Source organism: Cellulophaga baltica 18, from assembly GCF_000468615.2.
GTDB lineage: Bacteria > Bacteroidota > Bacteroidia > Flavobacteriales > Flavobacteriaceae > Cellulophaga > Cellulophaga baltica.
Map to the genome: position 1 here is coordinate 2,921,403 of NZ_CP009976.1, position 15,790 is coordinate 2,937,192.

At 32.2% G+C, this 15,790-nt stretch carries 15 protein-coding genes; 2 read left to right on the plus strand and 13 right to left on the minus strand.

Annotated elements, in window-relative coordinates; all coding sequences use genetic code 11:
- Positions 1 to 9 precede the first annotated feature (9 nt).
- The 8 genes from M666_RS12495 to M666_RS12530 form a co-directional block, all read right to left on the minus strand.
- Positions 10 to 309 (minus strand): hypothetical protein, encoded by a 300-nt coding sequence (locus M666_RS12495; protein WP_029446119.1) that lies wholly within the window; start codon positions 307 to 309, stop codon positions 10 to 12.
- Positions 309 to 2,102: an amidohydrolase gene (locus M666_RS12500; RefSeq protein WP_029446120.1), complete on the minus strand. Its 1,794-nt coding sequence runs from the start codon at positions 2,100 to 2,102 to the stop codon at positions 309 to 311. The genes M666_RS12495 and M666_RS12500 overlap by 1 nt, the downstream gene beginning before the upstream one ends.
- A gap of 51 nt (positions 2,103 to 2,153) precedes the next feature.
- Positions 2,154 to 2,846, minus strand: a complete 693-nt coding sequence (locus M666_RS12505; protein ID WP_029446121.1) for a hydrolase — start codon at positions 2,844 to 2,846, stop codon at positions 2,154 to 2,156.
- Between the two features lie 48 nt (positions 2,847 to 2,894).
- A complete protein-coding gene (locus M666_RS12510; protein WP_024480349.1) occupies positions 2,895 to 3,425 on the minus strand; it encodes a YceI family protein in 531 nt (176 codons plus the stop codon).
- 142 nt (positions 3,426 to 3,567) lie between these two features.
- Entirely contained in the window at positions 3,568 to 4,353 is a 786-nt protein-coding gene (locus M666_RS12515; RefSeq protein WP_029446122.1) for an alpha/beta fold hydrolase, read from the minus strand.
- A gap of 197 nt (positions 4,354 to 4,550) precedes the next feature.
- Complete coding sequence (locus M666_RS12520) at positions 4,551 to 5,129, minus strand: Crp/Fnr family transcriptional regulator (RefSeq protein ID WP_029446123.1); 579 nt, start codon at positions 5,127 to 5,129, stop codon at positions 4,551 to 4,553.
- An 84-nt stretch (positions 5,130 to 5,213) separates the two neighbouring features.
- Positions 5,214 to 6,035: an alpha/beta fold hydrolase gene (locus M666_RS12525; RefSeq protein WP_029446124.1), complete on the minus strand. Its 822-nt coding sequence runs from the start codon at positions 6,033 to 6,035 to the stop codon at positions 5,214 to 5,216.
- 25 nt (positions 6,036 to 6,060) lie between these two features.
- A complete protein-coding gene (locus M666_RS12530; protein WP_029446125.1) occupies positions 6,061 to 7,101 on the minus strand; it encodes an alpha/beta hydrolase in 1,041 nt (346 codons plus the stop codon).
- Positions 7,102 to 7,461: 360 nt separating this feature from the next.
- Here M666_RS12530 and M666_RS12535 point away from each other — a divergent pair, with 360 nt between their 5' ends.
- A complete protein-coding gene (locus M666_RS12535; protein ID WP_029446126.1) occupies positions 7,462 to 9,711 on the plus strand; it encodes a tetratricopeptide repeat-containing sensor histidine kinase in 2,250 nt (749 codons plus the stop codon).
- A 31-nt stretch (positions 9,712 to 9,742) separates the two neighbouring features.
- On the plus strand, positions 9,743 to 11,686 hold the full coding sequence (locus tag M666_RS12540; RefSeq protein ID WP_029446127.1) for a sigma 54-interacting response regulator: 1,944 nt from the start codon (positions 9,743 to 9,745) through the stop codon (positions 11,684 to 11,686).
- A gap of 146 nt (positions 11,687 to 11,832) precedes the next feature.
- Here the strand turns inward: M666_RS12540 and M666_RS12545 are convergent, their stop codons facing one another.
- From M666_RS12545 to M666_RS12565, 5 genes are all read right to left on the minus strand, one after another.
- Positions 11,833 to 12,840 (minus strand): hypothetical protein, encoded by a 1,008-nt coding sequence (locus M666_RS12545; protein ID WP_029446128.1) that lies wholly within the window; start codon positions 12,838 to 12,840, stop codon positions 11,833 to 11,835.
- A 234-nt stretch (positions 12,841 to 13,074) separates the two neighbouring features.
- Complete coding sequence (locus M666_RS12550) at positions 13,075 to 13,737, minus strand: hypothetical protein (RefSeq protein ID WP_029446129.1); 663 nt, start codon at positions 13,735 to 13,737, stop codon at positions 13,075 to 13,077.
- Positions 13,738 to 13,939: 202 nt separating this feature from the next.
- Positions 13,940 to 14,506, minus strand: coding sequence for an adenylate kinase family protein (locus M666_RS12555; RefSeq protein WP_029446130.1), 567 nt, complete (start codon positions 14,504 to 14,506; stop codon positions 13,940 to 13,942).
- A gap of 139 nt (positions 14,507 to 14,645) precedes the next feature.
- Positions 14,646 to 15,242 (minus strand): mobile mystery protein B, encoded by a 597-nt coding sequence (locus M666_RS12560; protein WP_024480360.1) that lies wholly within the window; start codon positions 15,240 to 15,242, stop codon positions 14,646 to 14,648.
- Positions 15,233 to 15,694, minus strand: a complete 462-nt coding sequence (locus M666_RS12565) for a mobile mystery protein A (protein WP_024480361.1) — start codon at positions 15,692 to 15,694, stop codon at positions 15,233 to 15,235. Before M666_RS12565 ends, M666_RS12560 begins: the two co-directional genes overlap by 10 nt.
- Positions 15,695 to 15,790: the final 96 nt, after the last annotated feature.

Consider the following 15,790-nt stretch of genomic DNA (forward strand, 5'->3'; position numbering starts at 1 on the left):
TATATAAAATTACCGTATTGTCAGTTTTTGAATCATTTCAGAAGATAGTGCTTCACTATACATACTATAGGCATCTACCAATAAGCCTTTGATACCTGAATTGGTTTGAATCGCATATAGTATGGAAGAATCGTCTGGATTAGAATCACCTTCAAACCTATAAAAAGCATCCACGTTAAAATCTGTCACATTATATTTTTCTTGTAGCAAAAGGCATTCTAAGTAGGAATTTTTAAGATTAAAATCATACGTATAGCCTTCTTCTTGCTTTTCTTTTATTGCTTCAGATAAAGTGTCGTACGTATCCATTATTTTTTATTTTGATATCCACCATAGTATTTTACAGGAGACCATTCTGGAATGATAACTGGTACTTCGGGATCTAATCCCTTAAAATCATTTTTCGCAAAAACCACTTTTCCGTTAACAACTGTAAGGTCTGAGGTTAGATTTTTAATGTTTTCCTCAGGAATTGTAAAATAATCATCAGCAAGAATTACAAAATCGGCATACATGCCCTCTTTAATAAACCCTTTTAAGGTTTCTTCGTTAGAAAACCATGCACTGCCGTTTGTTAAAATTTCCAAGGCTTTATATCTTGAAATCTTATTGCTTTCATCATATAATTGCAAACCACCCCATGTTTTTCCGGAAACCGCCCAATACAAAGTCAGCATAGGATTATAACTAGATACCCGAGTACCATCAGTACCAAAGCCTATAGGAATCCCCATCGCTATTATTTTTGAAATAGGAGGGGTGTGTTTAGCAGCTTCCGCTCCATAACGTTCTACAAAGTATTCCCCTTGAAAAAGCATTCTATCCTGAATAGCAATACCGCCACCCATTTCTTTTATTCTTTTTAAATTGGCTTCATTTATTGTTTCTGCATGATCAATAGTCCATCTAACCTTATGTAAAAAGGGATGTATTTTATCTACTTTTTCAAACACATTTAAAAAACGCTCAATAGATTCATTGTAAGTAGCATGTATTCTAAAAGAGGTTTGATTTTTTGCAATTACGGTCACTATAGAATCAAGCTCTTCTTCCATATTTTCATGTAATTCTGGTCTGGGCTCTAAAAAATTTTCAAAATCTGCAGCTTCCCAAGTTAAGTTTTCACCAGCACCGTGGTAAGTATAGCCATTTGGTTTAAACATATCGTCGTTAGTTCCTGGAGTGAGCTGGCTTGTCCACGTTTTAAAAAAATCTAACTCGGTCCCTTTGTCAACAGCAAATAGATAGTAGGCTGTTCTTACATTTAATTTTCCTTCAGCAGCTAATTTTTTAGAAATACTATAATTATTAGGATAATACTGTCCACCACCACCTGCATCAATGGCACTAGTTACACCTAATCTATTTAATTCTCTATAATAGTGTTGTGTGGCATTTTCTTGTTCTTCAGGAGATAATTTTGGTAATTTTGTGAGTGTTTTATATAAGATTAAAGCACTAGGTTTTGCTGCTAAAAGCCCTGTAGGTTGGCCATTTTTTAATTCTATTTCACCACCCGGATATTGGGTAGAAGCATTATAACCCAAGGTTTCAATGCCTTTTTGATTAAGATATCCTAGGGAATACAAATACATAATGTACACAGGTTTGTCAGGAACGGCCTCATTTATTTCTTCAAGTGTGGGTAAACGTTTTTCTTCAAATTGATAAGCTCCCCAACCGCCAATTACTCGAATCCATTGGCCTTCGGGTGTTCTAGCAGCTTGCTCCTTTAACATTTGTAGTGCAACGTCAATAGAAGTAACACCATCCCAACGTAGTTCATTGTTGTAATTAATACCTTCTCTAATAAGATGGGTGTGCGAATCATTTAGACCAGGAATAATCGTTTTCCCTTTGGCATCTAGTATGTGAGTACTATCTCCTTTAAGTTTCAAAATTTCATCAGAAGTTCCAATTCTATAAAAGTTTCCGTCTTTTATAGCAAATGCTTCAGAGAATATCCCTTCTTTATCTGTAGTGACCTTGGCATTATATACGATTAAATCTACTTTAGTATCTACGGGTCGTTCTGTTTTGTTTTTGCAGGCTGTAATAAATACAAGAGCAAAGACAACTATTAAGTTATAGCTTGTTTTCATAGGTATATAGAGTTAAACAGCCTTGAGTTTTCAAGGCTGTTTAAATTAATATTAATGTTTCACCATTTTTTGAGCATATACAATTCCAAAACCGTAAGCACCACCATATTTCTTAACCAAATCTGTAACAGGACCATATGTTTCTCCACGTGACCAATCTCTTTGTAACTCTAATAAGTATTGAATAGAGGTCATTGGTTTAACCCCTGCCTGTACCATACGAGTAATTGCTTGCTCATGTGCTTCTTTAGAAACATCTCCACTAGCATCTGTAATTACATACACGTCATAACCTTCAGCAATAGCAGATAATGCAGGACCAACAATACATACACTGGTCCATAAGCCAGCTAAAACCAATTTTTTCTTCCCTTTTCCTGTAATGGCTTTGTGAGCATTTACATCTTCCCAAGTATTCATAGTAGTTCTATCAATATAATTTGAAGTAGCTTGAGGATAAAACACTTCAATTTCTGGAAATACAGGACCACTAAAAGACTCTTCAGCAACGGTTGTTACAACAGTTGGTACCTTAAATATTTTTGATGCTCCAGCTACAATTGCGGTGTTATTTCTCAATTCAGTAATAGAAATACTAGAAGTAGCAAAGGCCATTTGACCTTCATGATCTATTAAAACCAAGGCATGGTTTGTTGGACTTAGTAATTCAGGACTAGGTTGCTGTCCAAAAGCATTTACTGTTAATGCAACAATAGTTAAGAATGTTAATTTAAATGTTCTCATAATTTTTAGTTTTAGGTATTATTATTATTATTATTATTTAATTGTGGGTTATGCTTTAATAAATTGTAATTCAATGTTTAATTTAATTTCTTCACCAACCAGAACTCCTCCAGCTTCAAGAGCAGAATTCCAGTTTAATCCCCAGTCTTTTCTATTGATCTTTCCAGTAAGTCCAAAGCCAGCTTTTTTATTTCCCCAAGGATCGTTTGCAGTTCCATGAAATTCAGCGTCTAAGCGTACAGGCTTTGTGATTCCTCTGAGTGTTAAATCTCCTTTTAGGGTATAATTACCTTCAGAAATTTTTGAGTATGAAGTAGATTTGAACCTAATTTCTGGGTAATTTTCAACATCAAAGAAGTCAGCACTTAATAAATGTTTGTCTCTGTCTACATTACCAGTGGTTATAGAATTTGTTTCTGCAGTAAATTCAAAGTTTGTATTTGTAAAAAAACCATCTTCTGTTTCTGCGGTTGCCTCAAATTTTTCAAATTTTCCAGATACATTGGTAAACATCATATGTTTTACTTTAAATCCGATTTCTGAATGAGTTGGGTCAATTGACCATTTTGTAGTTGTCATAATTTTAATTTTTAAAGTTTTATTATTTGAATGATTTTCATTTTAGCATCGCTATCGAATGCCTTAATATTACATTACAAAATTGCAGCTTATCCAAATCGTGTGCATTGAACTAGGACAAGAAAGAAATATTTCATAGCATTTAAAGTGTATTATTTTGTTCTATCCAGTTAAGACAATAGGCTGCTATTTCTTGCCATTTTTGTTGGCCTAATACGAAATGATTAATTTCTTCAAACTCTTTATAATTGGTTATAGATGTATTTTTGCGGTATTTTTTATAATTTAAATAATTCAAGGATGCGGGCATCATATGATCTTTTTCTCCGGCAATGAAAAGTAATGGTGCTAACTTTTTTTTGTACGCTATCTTAGCGGTTACAGTTAATAAATCTCTAAGCACTCTTCTTGATTCTGGAATAATATACTTTTCATAACTATCCTTTTGTTCCTTCAGCGTCATTCCGTTGGTATAGGCATATTGCCAATCTTTAAATGACATTAAGTGTGTTGTGTTTTTATATTTAAAAAAACCTAAAGGGTTCCATAGTGATTTATATAAAGAAAAATGAAGTGTATATATGCCTTTTGGAGGAATAGAATGAATAGCCACACCTAAAGAAGCTAGATTCTCTTGCAGCAAATATTGTACGATAAGCCCACCTAATGAATGACCAATAACGATGGGCTTTTCTTGTTCTTTTTCAATTATCGCTACGAAATACTGAAACAGTTCCTCTAAGGATAATTGTCCTAATACCAAATCTGGATGTCGCTTTAAAAGCACTTGATTACTTTCATCTTTGTGGGGCCAAATAGGAATCTGAATCGTATAGCCATGTTTATGAAAAAATAGTTTCCAATTATCCCAGCACGAGGTATTTACAAATGCACCAGTGATGAAAAAAACCTTGCCTTTTGAACGCATAAATCAACCAATATTTTAGAGATAAAAACTCATTTTTATAGGTCAAAATAAATGCCAAATAGCTAATTATCTGGTAATTAATACTTTGTATTTTGTTTAAGTTTGGTGTGTGGTTTTATTTCGCTAATCGAAGTAATGAATGGCGGTATATGAATAATTTCTTTTGAAATTTTAAAAACTTTTGGGGCTTATTTGCACTAAGATTTTGAAAGTCTTGTCCTAACTTTGCTTAAAAATTCTGCGGAGATGCCTAAATAGGAAGCAATATAATGTTGTGCGACTCTTTGGGGAATAGAAGGGTAGTGCTCTAAAAATTCTAAATACTTTTCTGGCGCCGTTTTAGCAATGGTATTAACCAAACGGTCTTGGGTAACGGAAAGGTTACGTTGTACAAGTATGCGAAAAACACGTTCAAATTTTGGTATTTTAGAAAGTAATTCTTCTTTTTTGCTAGGATTTAGTATCAAGAGTTTACACTCCTCTAGTGCCTCAATAAAAAAGTGGCTAGGTTTGTGTTCTGAAAAACTGGCGATATCGCTTATCCAACTGTCTTCAATAGCAAATTGGACAATAACTTCCATGCCATTTTCATTAATATAATATTTTCTTAGGCAGCCTTTGAGAACAAAGCCTTCAAAATCGCAAAAATCACCTTCTTTTAGTAAAAATTCTTTTTTAGAAACGGATTTTTCCTCTAGAAGAGCATGGAAGATTTTTAATTCTTCGGAAGTGAATGAAACATGTTTTGATATATTATGGTCTATTTCTGAATACATGTGTTAAAGTTAAAATTTATTATAAATAAAAAGTCTTAGCCGTACATAATAATTACGGCTAAGACTACTACTTTTTTATTTTTATTAAGCAGAAATGAAAGCTAAGAGGTCTTTATTAATCGTAGCAGCTTCAGTGGTAGGCATACCATGTGGAAATCCGGGATAAGTGATTAGAGAACCATTTTTTAAAAGACCAATAGCCAATTTAGCTGTCAAGTCTATCGGAACTATTTGATCATCTTCCCCATGCATTACAAGTACGGGGATTTCAACGCTTTTTAAATCTTCGGTAAAGTCTGTTTCCGAAAATGCTGCGATACAATCATAGTGTGCTTTTATTCCTCCCATCATACCTTGGCGCCACCAATTGTCTCTAACCCCCTGAGATACTTTTGCTCCTTCTCGGTTAAAACCAAAAAAAGGAAGAGTAAAGTCTTGAAAATATTGATTTCTATTGGTTGCAGTGTTGAACCTAATTTCATCAAAAACTTCCATAGGAACATTGTTTGGATAGTCTTTCGTCTTTACCATAATAGGCGTTACGGCACTTATAAGTACCGCTTTGGCAATTCTTCCTTTTCCATATTTAGCGGCATATCTAATTACTTCACCACCCCCTGTAGAATGACCAATATGGACAGCATTTTTTAAATTTAAAGCAGTAACCAATTCATCCACATCCGAGGCATACGTATCCATATTATTGCCAAAAGCAGTTTGACTAGATCTACCATGTCCTCTTCGGTCATGGGCAATAACTCTATATCCTTTATTGACGAAAAATAGCATTTGTGCATCCCAGTCATCGCTAGATAAGGGCCAGCCATGATGAAAAACAAGGGGTTGCCCTGTTCCCCAATCTTTATAGTAGATTTCTGTTCCGTCTTTTAATTTAAGTGTTCCCATTTTTATCGTTTTAATATTAATAAACTTAATTTTTAAGATGTTTTTTTAATTCCGTCGCAGCTTGTGATATCATTGTTTTAGTGCTAGGTAAATCTGCTAAAGCATTTAATAAACCAAAATCGTGAATCATACCATTATACCTTATAGTAGATACCTTTACTCCGGCTTCATTTAGCTTACGGCCAAAGGCTTCTCCTTCATCTCTCAAAATATCATTTTCTGCTACTTGAATTAGGGTTGGAGGAAAATCTTTTAATTGCGCTATAGAAGCATTTAATGGAGATGCATATACTTCTTGTCTTTGTTTTAAATCAGTCGTATATTGGTCATACATCCATTTCATAACCGAGGTAGTTAAAAATCTATCTTTACCATATAACCTGTAAGATTCTGTATCAAAATTTGCAGCTACTATGGGCCAAAACATGACTAAAGCCTTTATTTTAGGGCCCTTATTTTCAAGGGCTTTTAATGCCGTTACTGCAGTCATATTACCGCCAACACTATTGCCTACAACGGCCAGGTTATTTCCATCAACATTAATTTCATTTCCATGAGCAGCTACCCATTTTGTGGCAGCGTAAATTTCATTTATTGCTGTAGGATATTTGGCTTCTGGGGAAGGGGTATAATTAACAAAAACCGCTTCAATACCTGTTTCAACCACCAAATCTCGTACAAATCTTTGGTGTGTTGGGTAATCGCCTAGTATCCATCCGCCGCCATGAATGAAAATGAATACGGGAAGTTTTTCTTTAACCCCTTTAGGGCGTACTAGATTTAATTTAAGGGTATAGCCATCTTGTGAAATTGTTTTTATAGATTCTTCAATACCAGAAAGATCAACCTTTACTCCAGCTTGTGCGCCTAATAATACTTGCCTGGCATCTTCTTTAGAACATAACTCAAGAGGTGTGCCACCAGGAGCATTCAATACTTCTAAAAATTCTTTGACACCCGTAGCTAAATGTGTGTCGGTTTTATAATCTGTTACTTGAGCATGCAATTGAATGCTCTGGGCACTTATAATACCCGTGAGTACTATAGTTTTTAAAATTGATTTCATAATGTTCCTTTTTTTTGATTACGATTAAAATATTTTTTTTTCAAAAGTGGTTTATATGGTGCTGCTATGCATTGAACTAAGACAAGAAAGTTTTAGTTTAGAACTTTCGGATTGTAAATCAAATGGCGTGCCTTTTGGTTAGTTAATTGTAATACAATAGATTGTATTTTTTTGATTCATTTTAATTAGCGAAATTTCAATAATTAGCGACGAATTTTGTTGCATATCAATTATGTGATTTTGAGAAGAGACTGTACTATTTTGTTTTTGAGCTATTTAGATAATGGCAGTGTTTTTGAAGGTATGCTAAGAGTATTTTTTAATTAACTTTACAGAGGGCATATACTTCATTTTACTTTTATGGGAAAAAACTACAGATTCCTATTACCGCTGTTACTTTTTTTGATTCTTGCATGTCAAAAAAAAACGCAAAGACAAGAAGAAGCTCTAGATTTTCAACATCCTAGGGTAAAGGCAGATATTGATAGTATTGAAGATTTATTAGCTAGTGGACGTAACTATTTATATAAACCTTTCAGCTATAAAGTAGATTTAGATAGTGCTAATTATTACTTTGAAAAAGCGTTAAAGCTGAGTAATAAAATAGGCAATGACAAATATATTCATGAAACTTATTTTTTTTATGGAGAAATTGGTTTTGAGGAAAAAGATTTTCAAAAAGCCGAGTTATATTATCATAAAGCCATAGCATATTATCATAGGACCAAACAACTTAAGAAAGAAGCAGAAACTTTGAGTGAATTAGGGATTAGGATACATAGTATATTAAATTTAAAAAACCCCCTAAAAGAACGGAACGTCGATTATTTTACTAGAGCATTGAAACTTTACAAAATTCTAGGATTAAAGGAAAAGGAAATTACTACAATTAAAAATATTGCAGATGTACATTTAAATGAGGGGAAATTAGATGAAGCAGAAAATGAATTAATTCATGTTGTAGATGAATATGAAAAAATTGGGTTTATAGGAGTGCATCATACGTATAATTTATTAACTGTAATTAATAGATTACAGGGCGATTTTAACAAGGCTCTATTCTATGCATTAAAAGGTGTTGATGGGATGATTGAAACTAATGATATTAGGTTTGAATCCTATTTTTATAGCATTGTAGCAGATAATTATAGAGAATTAGGAGTGCATGAAAAAAGTATTTTGTGGTATCGTAAGGCGTTAAAAAATTATGATACTAATACCTATTTAGGAACTAATGATTTGTATAGGTATCTTAATTATTTGTGCTCTGAGCTTATAACAGTTCATAAAAATGAAGAAGCTAGGCTTTTAATGCATGAGGTCTATAAAAATAGACCTCCAAAAACATTTTATGATAGGGCTATTTATGCCAGTGTAAATGCAAAGTATTTCTGCGCCATAAACGATTATGAAAATGCGGAGATTGAGTATTTGACCATGATGGATTTTTTTAAAAAAATCAAAGACGATGTGTACTTGGTGCTTGTCTCAGAAGCTAATCTAGAAGTAGGAGCATTTTATTTAGATAGACGCCAATATGAAAAAGCCAAAACATACCTACTAGAATCTTTAAATGTTCCTAGTGGAATAGCCGCAAAATCTAAAATTAAAGAGGCAAATTTATTATTATTCAAAATAGATTCTGCACAGGGCAGTTTTTTAGAGGCAATTAAGCGTTATCAAAATTATAAACAACTAAATGATCTCATTTTTAATGAAACAAAAAGTAGGCAAATTGAAGAAATACAAATTCAATATGAAACAGAAAAAAAAGAAAATGAAATTAAGCAACTGACTAATGAAGGTTTGTTACAATCTAGTAAGTTGAGGAAAACAACGATAACTAAAAACTATATTTTTGGAGGTCTTATATTGTTTGTAATAGTCAGCATTTTATTATATAAAAGTTATAGTCATAAACAAAAAAGTAACCGAAAATTAACGAGTCAAAAGGGAGAAATTGCCCAACAAAATGCATCTTTACAAAAGCTTTTAAATGAAAAAGAATGGTTGCTTAAAGAAGTACATCACCGTGTGAAAAATAATCTTCAAATAGTAATGAGCTTGCTGAACACGCAATCTGATTATATTAATAGTGAAGAAGCTTTAATTGCCATACGGAATAGTCAAAATAGGTTATATGCCATATCTTTAATTCATCAAAAATTGTACAAGAATGAAAATATAACTCAAATTTTAATGAGTTCATATATTGAAGATCTTATAGCATATTTGGTAGATAGTTTTGACCTTTTAGATTCCGTAGAATTTATATTTAATATGGATGATACTTTATTGGATGAACAACAATCTGTGCCTGTAGGGCTAATTTTGAATGAAGCGATAACTAACGCCATTAAATACGCCTTTCCTCATAAAGGAGAAGGAATTATAGAAATTGGATTGAAAACAATAGAGAATACTTGTTTTATTTTAATTAAAGATTCTGGTATTGGTTTGCCCAAAGATTTTGATTTTAGAAATACTACTTCCTTAGGTATGTCTTTAATTAAGGGATTATCAGAACAATTGGGAGGCACTTGCATTATTAAAAATTGTGATGGTGTAGCTATTGAGATTAATTTTACTACAGAAATTAAAAACTTGTAAATTTGAGAAACAATACTGAAAAGTTAGGATTATGAACTTGGAAATATTAATTGTAGAGGATGAATTTATAGTTGCCAATGATCTTTCTAAAACTTTACAGAAAAAAGGGTATTTGGTTACAGGAACCGCGCCTTCTGTAGAGATGGCTATGATATCTATTGAAAAAAAAAGACCTAACATTGTATTACTTGATATTAGATTAAGAGGTAAGTTATCTGGAATTGATTTAGCTAAAAAACTTCAGAAAATAGGAATTCCGTTTATTTACCTTTCTGCAAATTCTAATAAAACAATACTTGATGAAGCTAAAAAGACAAAGCCATATGGTTTTTTAGTAAAGCCTTTTAGGGCTAAAGATGTGCTTGTAGCTTTAGAAATAGCAGCCTACCACCATAAGCATAGTTTTGATTATCAACATCAGTTACAATCTAAAATTGAGAAAGAACTTTCTCTAATTACATTGAACGGTACCCGATGGGAGGACGTTTTTCTTGATGTTGCCAAAGCATTTCAAGTGACTATTCCTTTTGATTATTTGCAAATAGCTCTAAGATCATTAAAAACCAAAGAAAATAAAATACTAGGTTTTTATAGAATTGGTCATAAGGAATTTCAGATTATAGGAATCAATGAATTAAAAAATATTTCTAATCTAACAAAAAATGATTTAGAGAAAGTCTTTAAAGAACATGAGAGTTCACACACAACTGCTATTTATGAGAAAGAATTGTTAGAAGATTTAATAGTAAAAAATAGCTTAGTAAAATTGATAGTTGATTCTTTTCATGTTCAATCTTTGTTGGAAATTCCTATAGTTGTAGATACTGATCATCTCTTGACACTCTCCTTCTATAATAAAAAAGAAAAAGTTTTCGCAAGCGAATTGTTATGGGTGTTGACTAATTTATCTAATAGATTAAGAACTATAGTCTTGCATTTAACGGAGTCCAAACTTATAGAAGAGAATTTCCAGGCAGTTGTACCAGAGAAGTGTAAGCCTATCTTAAAGAAAAAACAATCAGAAGAGTTTAACGAAATTATAGGTAAAAGTTCAGCGCTATTAAACGTTTTTGAAGCTATTAAAAATGTTGCGCCTATGAGAACATCTGTATTGGTGATGGGTGAAAGTGGTACAGGAAAAGAATTAATCGCCAAAAGCATCCATAAACATTCAGGCAGAGATCATCATCCGCTTGTAACGGTCAACTGTGCAGCTATTCCTAGTGATTTAATAGAATCTATTCTTTTCGGTCATGAAAAAGGCTCATTCACGGGGGCTACGGAAAAAAGAATTGGAAAGTTTGAACAAGCAAATGGCGGAACTCTTTTTTTAGATGAAATAGGAGAAATGTCACTGGCATCGCAAGTAAAACTATTGCGAGTACTTCAAGAGAAAGAAATTGAAAAAATAGGAAGTAATGTAACAATTCCTTTAGACGTCCGGATAATAGCAGCTACAAATAGAAATTTAGAGGAAGAGGTAGAGGCGGGCCGTTTTAGGTTAGATTTATATTATAGATTACATGTTTTTCCTATTAATATTCCATCTTTAAAAGAGCGCCCAGAAGACATCCCACTATTGGTAGATTTTTTTATTTCTAAGTTTACCTCAAAACAAATGAGATTCTCCTCTCGAGTTTTGAAGAAAATGATGAATTACCAATGGCCAGGAAATATTCGTGAATTAGAAAACTACATTGAACGCAGTATACTAATGTCTCCGCATGAAATTATCGATGATCTATATGCGCCTTTAACTAAAAAAACAGCTAATTTCAATGTAATTGAGGGTGCGCAAACACTTTCTTTAGAAGAAATGGAAAGAGAATTTATTTTAAAAACATTGAAAAGCAGCCATGGAAAAATTTCAGGTAAAGGGGGAGCGGCAGAACTATTAAATTTACCCACATCCACTTTAAATTCAAAAATCAAGAAATTGGGAATACGCAAAAAAGAAATTTTTTCAGAAGAATAGTTGCCGCTGTTGTAGTGTATATTATGAAGCTGTATTAAATAAAATGATTAGCACTACAATAAGCTATCGAGCTGTATGCTATAGATAGAGGGTAGGTGCATGGTAAAGCTCAAGCCTTTGATAAATTACTACACTTAGGCCCTTCGTTAAAATTGGTCTAAAGCTTTGAAGAGTTTTTTTAGGGGTATTTTTCTCACCTTAGGATCGCCATACGCTGTGAATATTAGCTTTTTATTTCTAATTTCAAAAGTGTCCATACCTCTTTTATTGGTCATAGTTTCGTGGCAAGGTTCAAATTTTAAACGCGCCACATGCTGTGTCTCGATATTTACAATTAAAATATTATAAATAGGATCTGGGGGTAAATTTTGATGAATGATGAGGTAGTTATCTATTAATTGAATTTGTTCAATAGCTTCCCATCTAAGTTTGCCCGGTGCCCCCATAACACCATTATCAGAGATAAACAACCATTTATAGCTAGTTCCTTTTTTTACGTAAACGGAATGGGGTGTGTTGTAAATTTCATAGGTATTATTTTTTAGGATAGGTGTGTTATGTGCTAATTTCTCTTTAGATAGCATTGATGGGTAGTAGACCAAAAAGGCAGTATTGAATTTCTCATCATAAGAAGGCCCGAATATTGGCGCTATTTTTTGCAAACTATCACCAGTAATCGTGATGTAATACGGTTCTGGTACGGTAAGTGGGTTGGGTATCCAAAGAGTCTTAGGAGTGGCTATGCGGTCAAAAAAAGGATGTTCTTTGGGTTGTTGTAAGGATAAGGAACCACTCCATATCCATTTTAGGGAACTATCTAAGCTATCTCTTTCTTTAGGCAGTAAGGTGTCTTTTACTACTTTTAAAAAAGCAGCATTTGCTTTTGAGTTTAGAGCAGTGGGTACTCTTATGAATCTCGTAAAGCTAGAGTAACAGCCTTGATCTGTTAAGAAGAATTTTTCTTTGGTTTTACCATTAATGATGGTAAGGTCGCTACCACCACAATAACTTCCATATTCATTAAAGTGGATAAGAGTATCTAATACGGTATCCTTATTAAAATCTATAACCGTGGTATGTGTTTTGTGTTGCTGGGCTATTAATGCGTGTAGGGCACCAACTAGAACTAAAATGAATAGGATACTCTTTTTCATTATTAAAGTGATCAAAAATTTGCTTGATGTAAGAAGAGGTATGTTAACGGGTTATTAGCTTTTAAAGCTAAGTATTTTTTTCATAATACGTTCTAAGTAGTCTTTGTGGATATTTTTTGGTGCATATTAAAAACAAAAAAAAGCTCAAAGAATCAGTTTTTTGAATCTATGAGCCTGGAATACTAGTGTCTCAGGTTAAAGAAGAATTTACTTGTTTTTTAACCCAGTTCTTTGTTAGCCGACGTTATTTTTAATTCTGTAGTCGGATATCATATTATTTAGTCTTTTACAGTTGTAGTAATCATTTTTAATAATTACATCCTTAAAGTCAAACATAGTAAAACGGATAAATGCTATAAAAATGATAAAAATAAAAAATCCTAAACTAGTCAGACTTAACTTGATAAAACTCTCATCAAAAAGGCTTAATGTTTTATCAATATAAAAAGCCCATAAAGGAGTAAATAATATTGTTATAAATGATAAAGTTATTAAATATGGTGTTTTCAATTCACTCGATTTTTTTTCTAATTCGCCCTGTATTAAAATAAGTTTTTCATCACTATAATTGTTAATATTTTCAGATAGTTTTTTTTCAAACTCTATTTTAAACATGGCAATATCCCATGTTATAAGGGAAATATATTTATCACTATGTCTTTTTTTAACAGTTAACGAATTCAATATTAAATTAAGAAAAAGAAAACTCATAAAACATCCAAAAGCAGCAAACATATATCCAATATTTTCACGAGATATAAATAGATGCCAAAAATATATATATGAAGAAAAACCTAATACAATACAAAGATTTTTTAGTGCAAAGTTGTGTTTATATATTTGTGAACTCATAGTCAGCTCATTCTTATAAAATTTTAATAAGTCATCTATAATCATGGTAAATGTTTTATATGTTTGCTAAGCTTTTTATACATGTGTAGTAGCGGTTTTTAATAACAATTTATTGCTTATCAATTGTTTAAAATTACTATAAAGAGAATTTTTTTTTCACACAAAAGCTGGGCATAGAATAGTTTTAAGAAATTTTTCTTTTTGGTCCGAACTTAACTATTCATGTATAACTTATCGATGTTTCGTTTTATTGTAAACCCTCTTTTATAGTTTCAAAAATATTCTCTATAGATTGGTTTCCATTAATCTCAATAGTTTCAACTCCAGATTCTTTAAGGAAATTTATTGCAGGAATTGTAGCGTTGCTAAACTCATTAATTCTTGTCATTACAATTTCACGATCCTTATCATCAGTTCTATTTTCTTCTTCAGCTCTTTTTATAGCCCGCTTTAAGAGTTCTTCCTTAGGGACTTTTAAAAATATAACCCGGTCAATATGGCTACCATCGTTCTTAATTACATTTATCAAATGCTTTGCCTGTTCAATATTACGAGGATATCCATCAAATAAAATTCCTTTTTCAGACTTGTTATTGAGATAGAATTTTTCGACTATTTGAGCTACTAAATCATCAGGTGCCAATAATCCTTTGCTGCTATATTCAGATGCCTTAATTCCTAATTCTGATTTTTGAGCTTTTTCTTGTCTTAACACATCTCCCGTAGAGAGGTGGGTTACCCCAAAATCATTAATAATCTTTTTACTTTGTGTTCCTTTTCCAGCAAGGGGTGGTCCGAAAATAATAATGTTCATAGTTAATACTAATATGTTTATGCACCTCAAAAATAACCAATTACTTAACTAATTGAAATATGAAACTGCCTTAAAAGGTGGTTATAAATGTCTTTGTATTATAAAATATGGAGTTGTACAATGGTTGCTAGTGTTGGCTTTAGTTTTTTGCAAATTTAATTAATGGTGCAACGTTTCCATCGTCAGCTTTTTTTAAAGCGTTAATATATTCTTTTCTTATTTCGTCAGATTTAACCATATTTGATTGATGCCACGAGAATATTTCTTTATGAAATATTGATTCTATTATGATGTCCGCCATCATTCTAGAATGTCTTCCATTTCCATTAGGAAAACAATGAATAGATACTATTCGATGTTTAAATCTAATTGCAACTTCTTCTGGTAAATAGGTTTTGTTCTCAATCCAATACTTTGTGTCGTCCAATAAATTCTTTAATTCAATTCCAATTTGTGTCCAAGATATTCCGATGTTTTTTTCACTTCTTCTAAATTCACCTGCCCATTTCCATACATCACCATACATTCTTTTGTGTAAGTTTTTAATAAACTTTTCTGTCAATATATTTTCAGGTTTAAATTTTGTGTGAATAGTCCACTCGACTACTTTTTCAATGTTTAATTGCTCAAATTCATCCAACTCTCCTTGAGTTGTAATTGACTTTATTTTAAGACCTTCCTTTTCTTCCTCGTCTAGTGCTGTTTGTCCATCCTCATAATCGAATTCTAATCCCATAATGACTTTCTCATCTCTCGTTTGATTTCACTAGCAAGTTCCTTTATAGTTCTGGCTATTTTTTCATCTCCAATTCCTTGGTCCTCTAGTTTCATATTTTGATTGGTCCGCAACACTATTTTTTGGGCCAGTTTTTCTGCTTCGATTTGGATTAAGTCGTCGATGGTCCCATTATTTGGGACAAATCCATATACAAATTTCATATCCAGTGCTTGACCTACATCTCTTAATTTGTTAATGGTTATTTGACCTAAAGCCTCTCGTTCTTCTATCTTTTGTATAGCTCCTTTAGTCATTTCAAGTTTGGTCCCTAACTGGTCCCTAGTCATATTAAGTGTGGTCCGGATAGTGTTTATCCATCCTTTTGTTGGAATCTGGACCATTGCTGAATCTTTAAATTTCTCTAATTTTTTGTCTAGTTGTTCAATTAGAAGTTGTTTTTTGTTTCTCATAATTTTTTAGAAAACATACATATGTATATAATAATATTTACAAAAGTATACAAATATGTATAAAAAATGTAAATAAAAGATACATATATATATTAT

Excerpts from the sequence above, each read along its gene's own strand:
- M666_RS12525 (WP_029446124.1), bottom strand. The coding sequence starts at position 6,035 with ATGGGAACACTTAAATTAAAAGACGGAACAGAAATCTACTATAAAGAT.
- M666_RS12530 (WP_029446125.1), bottom strand. The coding sequence starts at position 7,101 with ATGAAATCAATTTTAAAAACTATAGTACTCACGGGTATTATAAGTGCC.
- M666_RS12540 (WP_029446127.1), top strand. The coding sequence starts at position 9,743 with ATGAACTTGGAAATATTAATTGTAGAGGATGAATTTATAGTTGCCAAT.
- M666_RS12520 (WP_029446123.1), bottom strand. The coding sequence starts at position 5,129 with ATGTATTCAGAAATAGACCATAATATATCAAAACATGTTTCATTCACT.
- M666_RS12515 (WP_029446122.1), bottom strand. The coding sequence starts at position 4,353 with ATGCGTTCAAAAGGCAAGGTTTTTTTCATCACTGGTGCATTTGTAAAT.
- M666_RS12510 (WP_024480349.1), bottom strand. The coding sequence starts at position 3,425 with ATGACAACTACAAAATGGTCAATTGACCCAACTCATTCAGAAATCGGA.
- M666_RS12550 (WP_029446129.1), bottom strand. The coding sequence starts at position 13,737 with ATGATTATAGATGACTTATTAAAATTTTATAAGAATGAGCTGACTATG.
- M666_RS12565 (WP_024480361.1), bottom strand. The coding sequence starts at position 15,694 with ATGAGAAACAAAAAACAACTTCTAATTGAACAACTAGACAAAAAATTA.
- M666_RS12495 (WP_029446119.1), bottom strand. The coding sequence starts at position 309 with ATGGATACGTACGACACTTTATCTGAAGCAATAAAAGAAAAGCAAGAA.
- M666_RS12555 (WP_029446130.1), bottom strand. The coding sequence starts at position 14,506 with ATGAACATTATTATTTTCGGACCACCCCTTGCTGGAAAAGGAACACAA.
- M666_RS12500 (WP_029446120.1), bottom strand. The coding sequence starts at position 2,102 with ATGAAAACAAGCTATAACTTAATAGTTGTCTTTGCTCTTGTATTTATT.
- M666_RS12545 (WP_029446128.1), bottom strand. The coding sequence starts at position 12,840 with ATGAAAAAGAGTATCCTATTCATTTTAGTTCTAGTTGGTGCCCTACAC.
- M666_RS12560 (WP_024480360.1), bottom strand. The coding sequence starts at position 15,242 with ATGGGATTAGAATTCGATTATGAGGATGGACAAACAGCACTAGACGAG.
- M666_RS12505 (WP_029446121.1), bottom strand. The coding sequence starts at position 2,846 with ATGAGAACATTTAAATTAACATTCTTAACTATTGTTGCATTAACAGTA.
- M666_RS12535 (WP_029446126.1), top strand. The coding sequence starts at position 7,462 with ATGGGAAAAAACTACAGATTCCTATTACCGCTGTTACTTTTTTTGATT.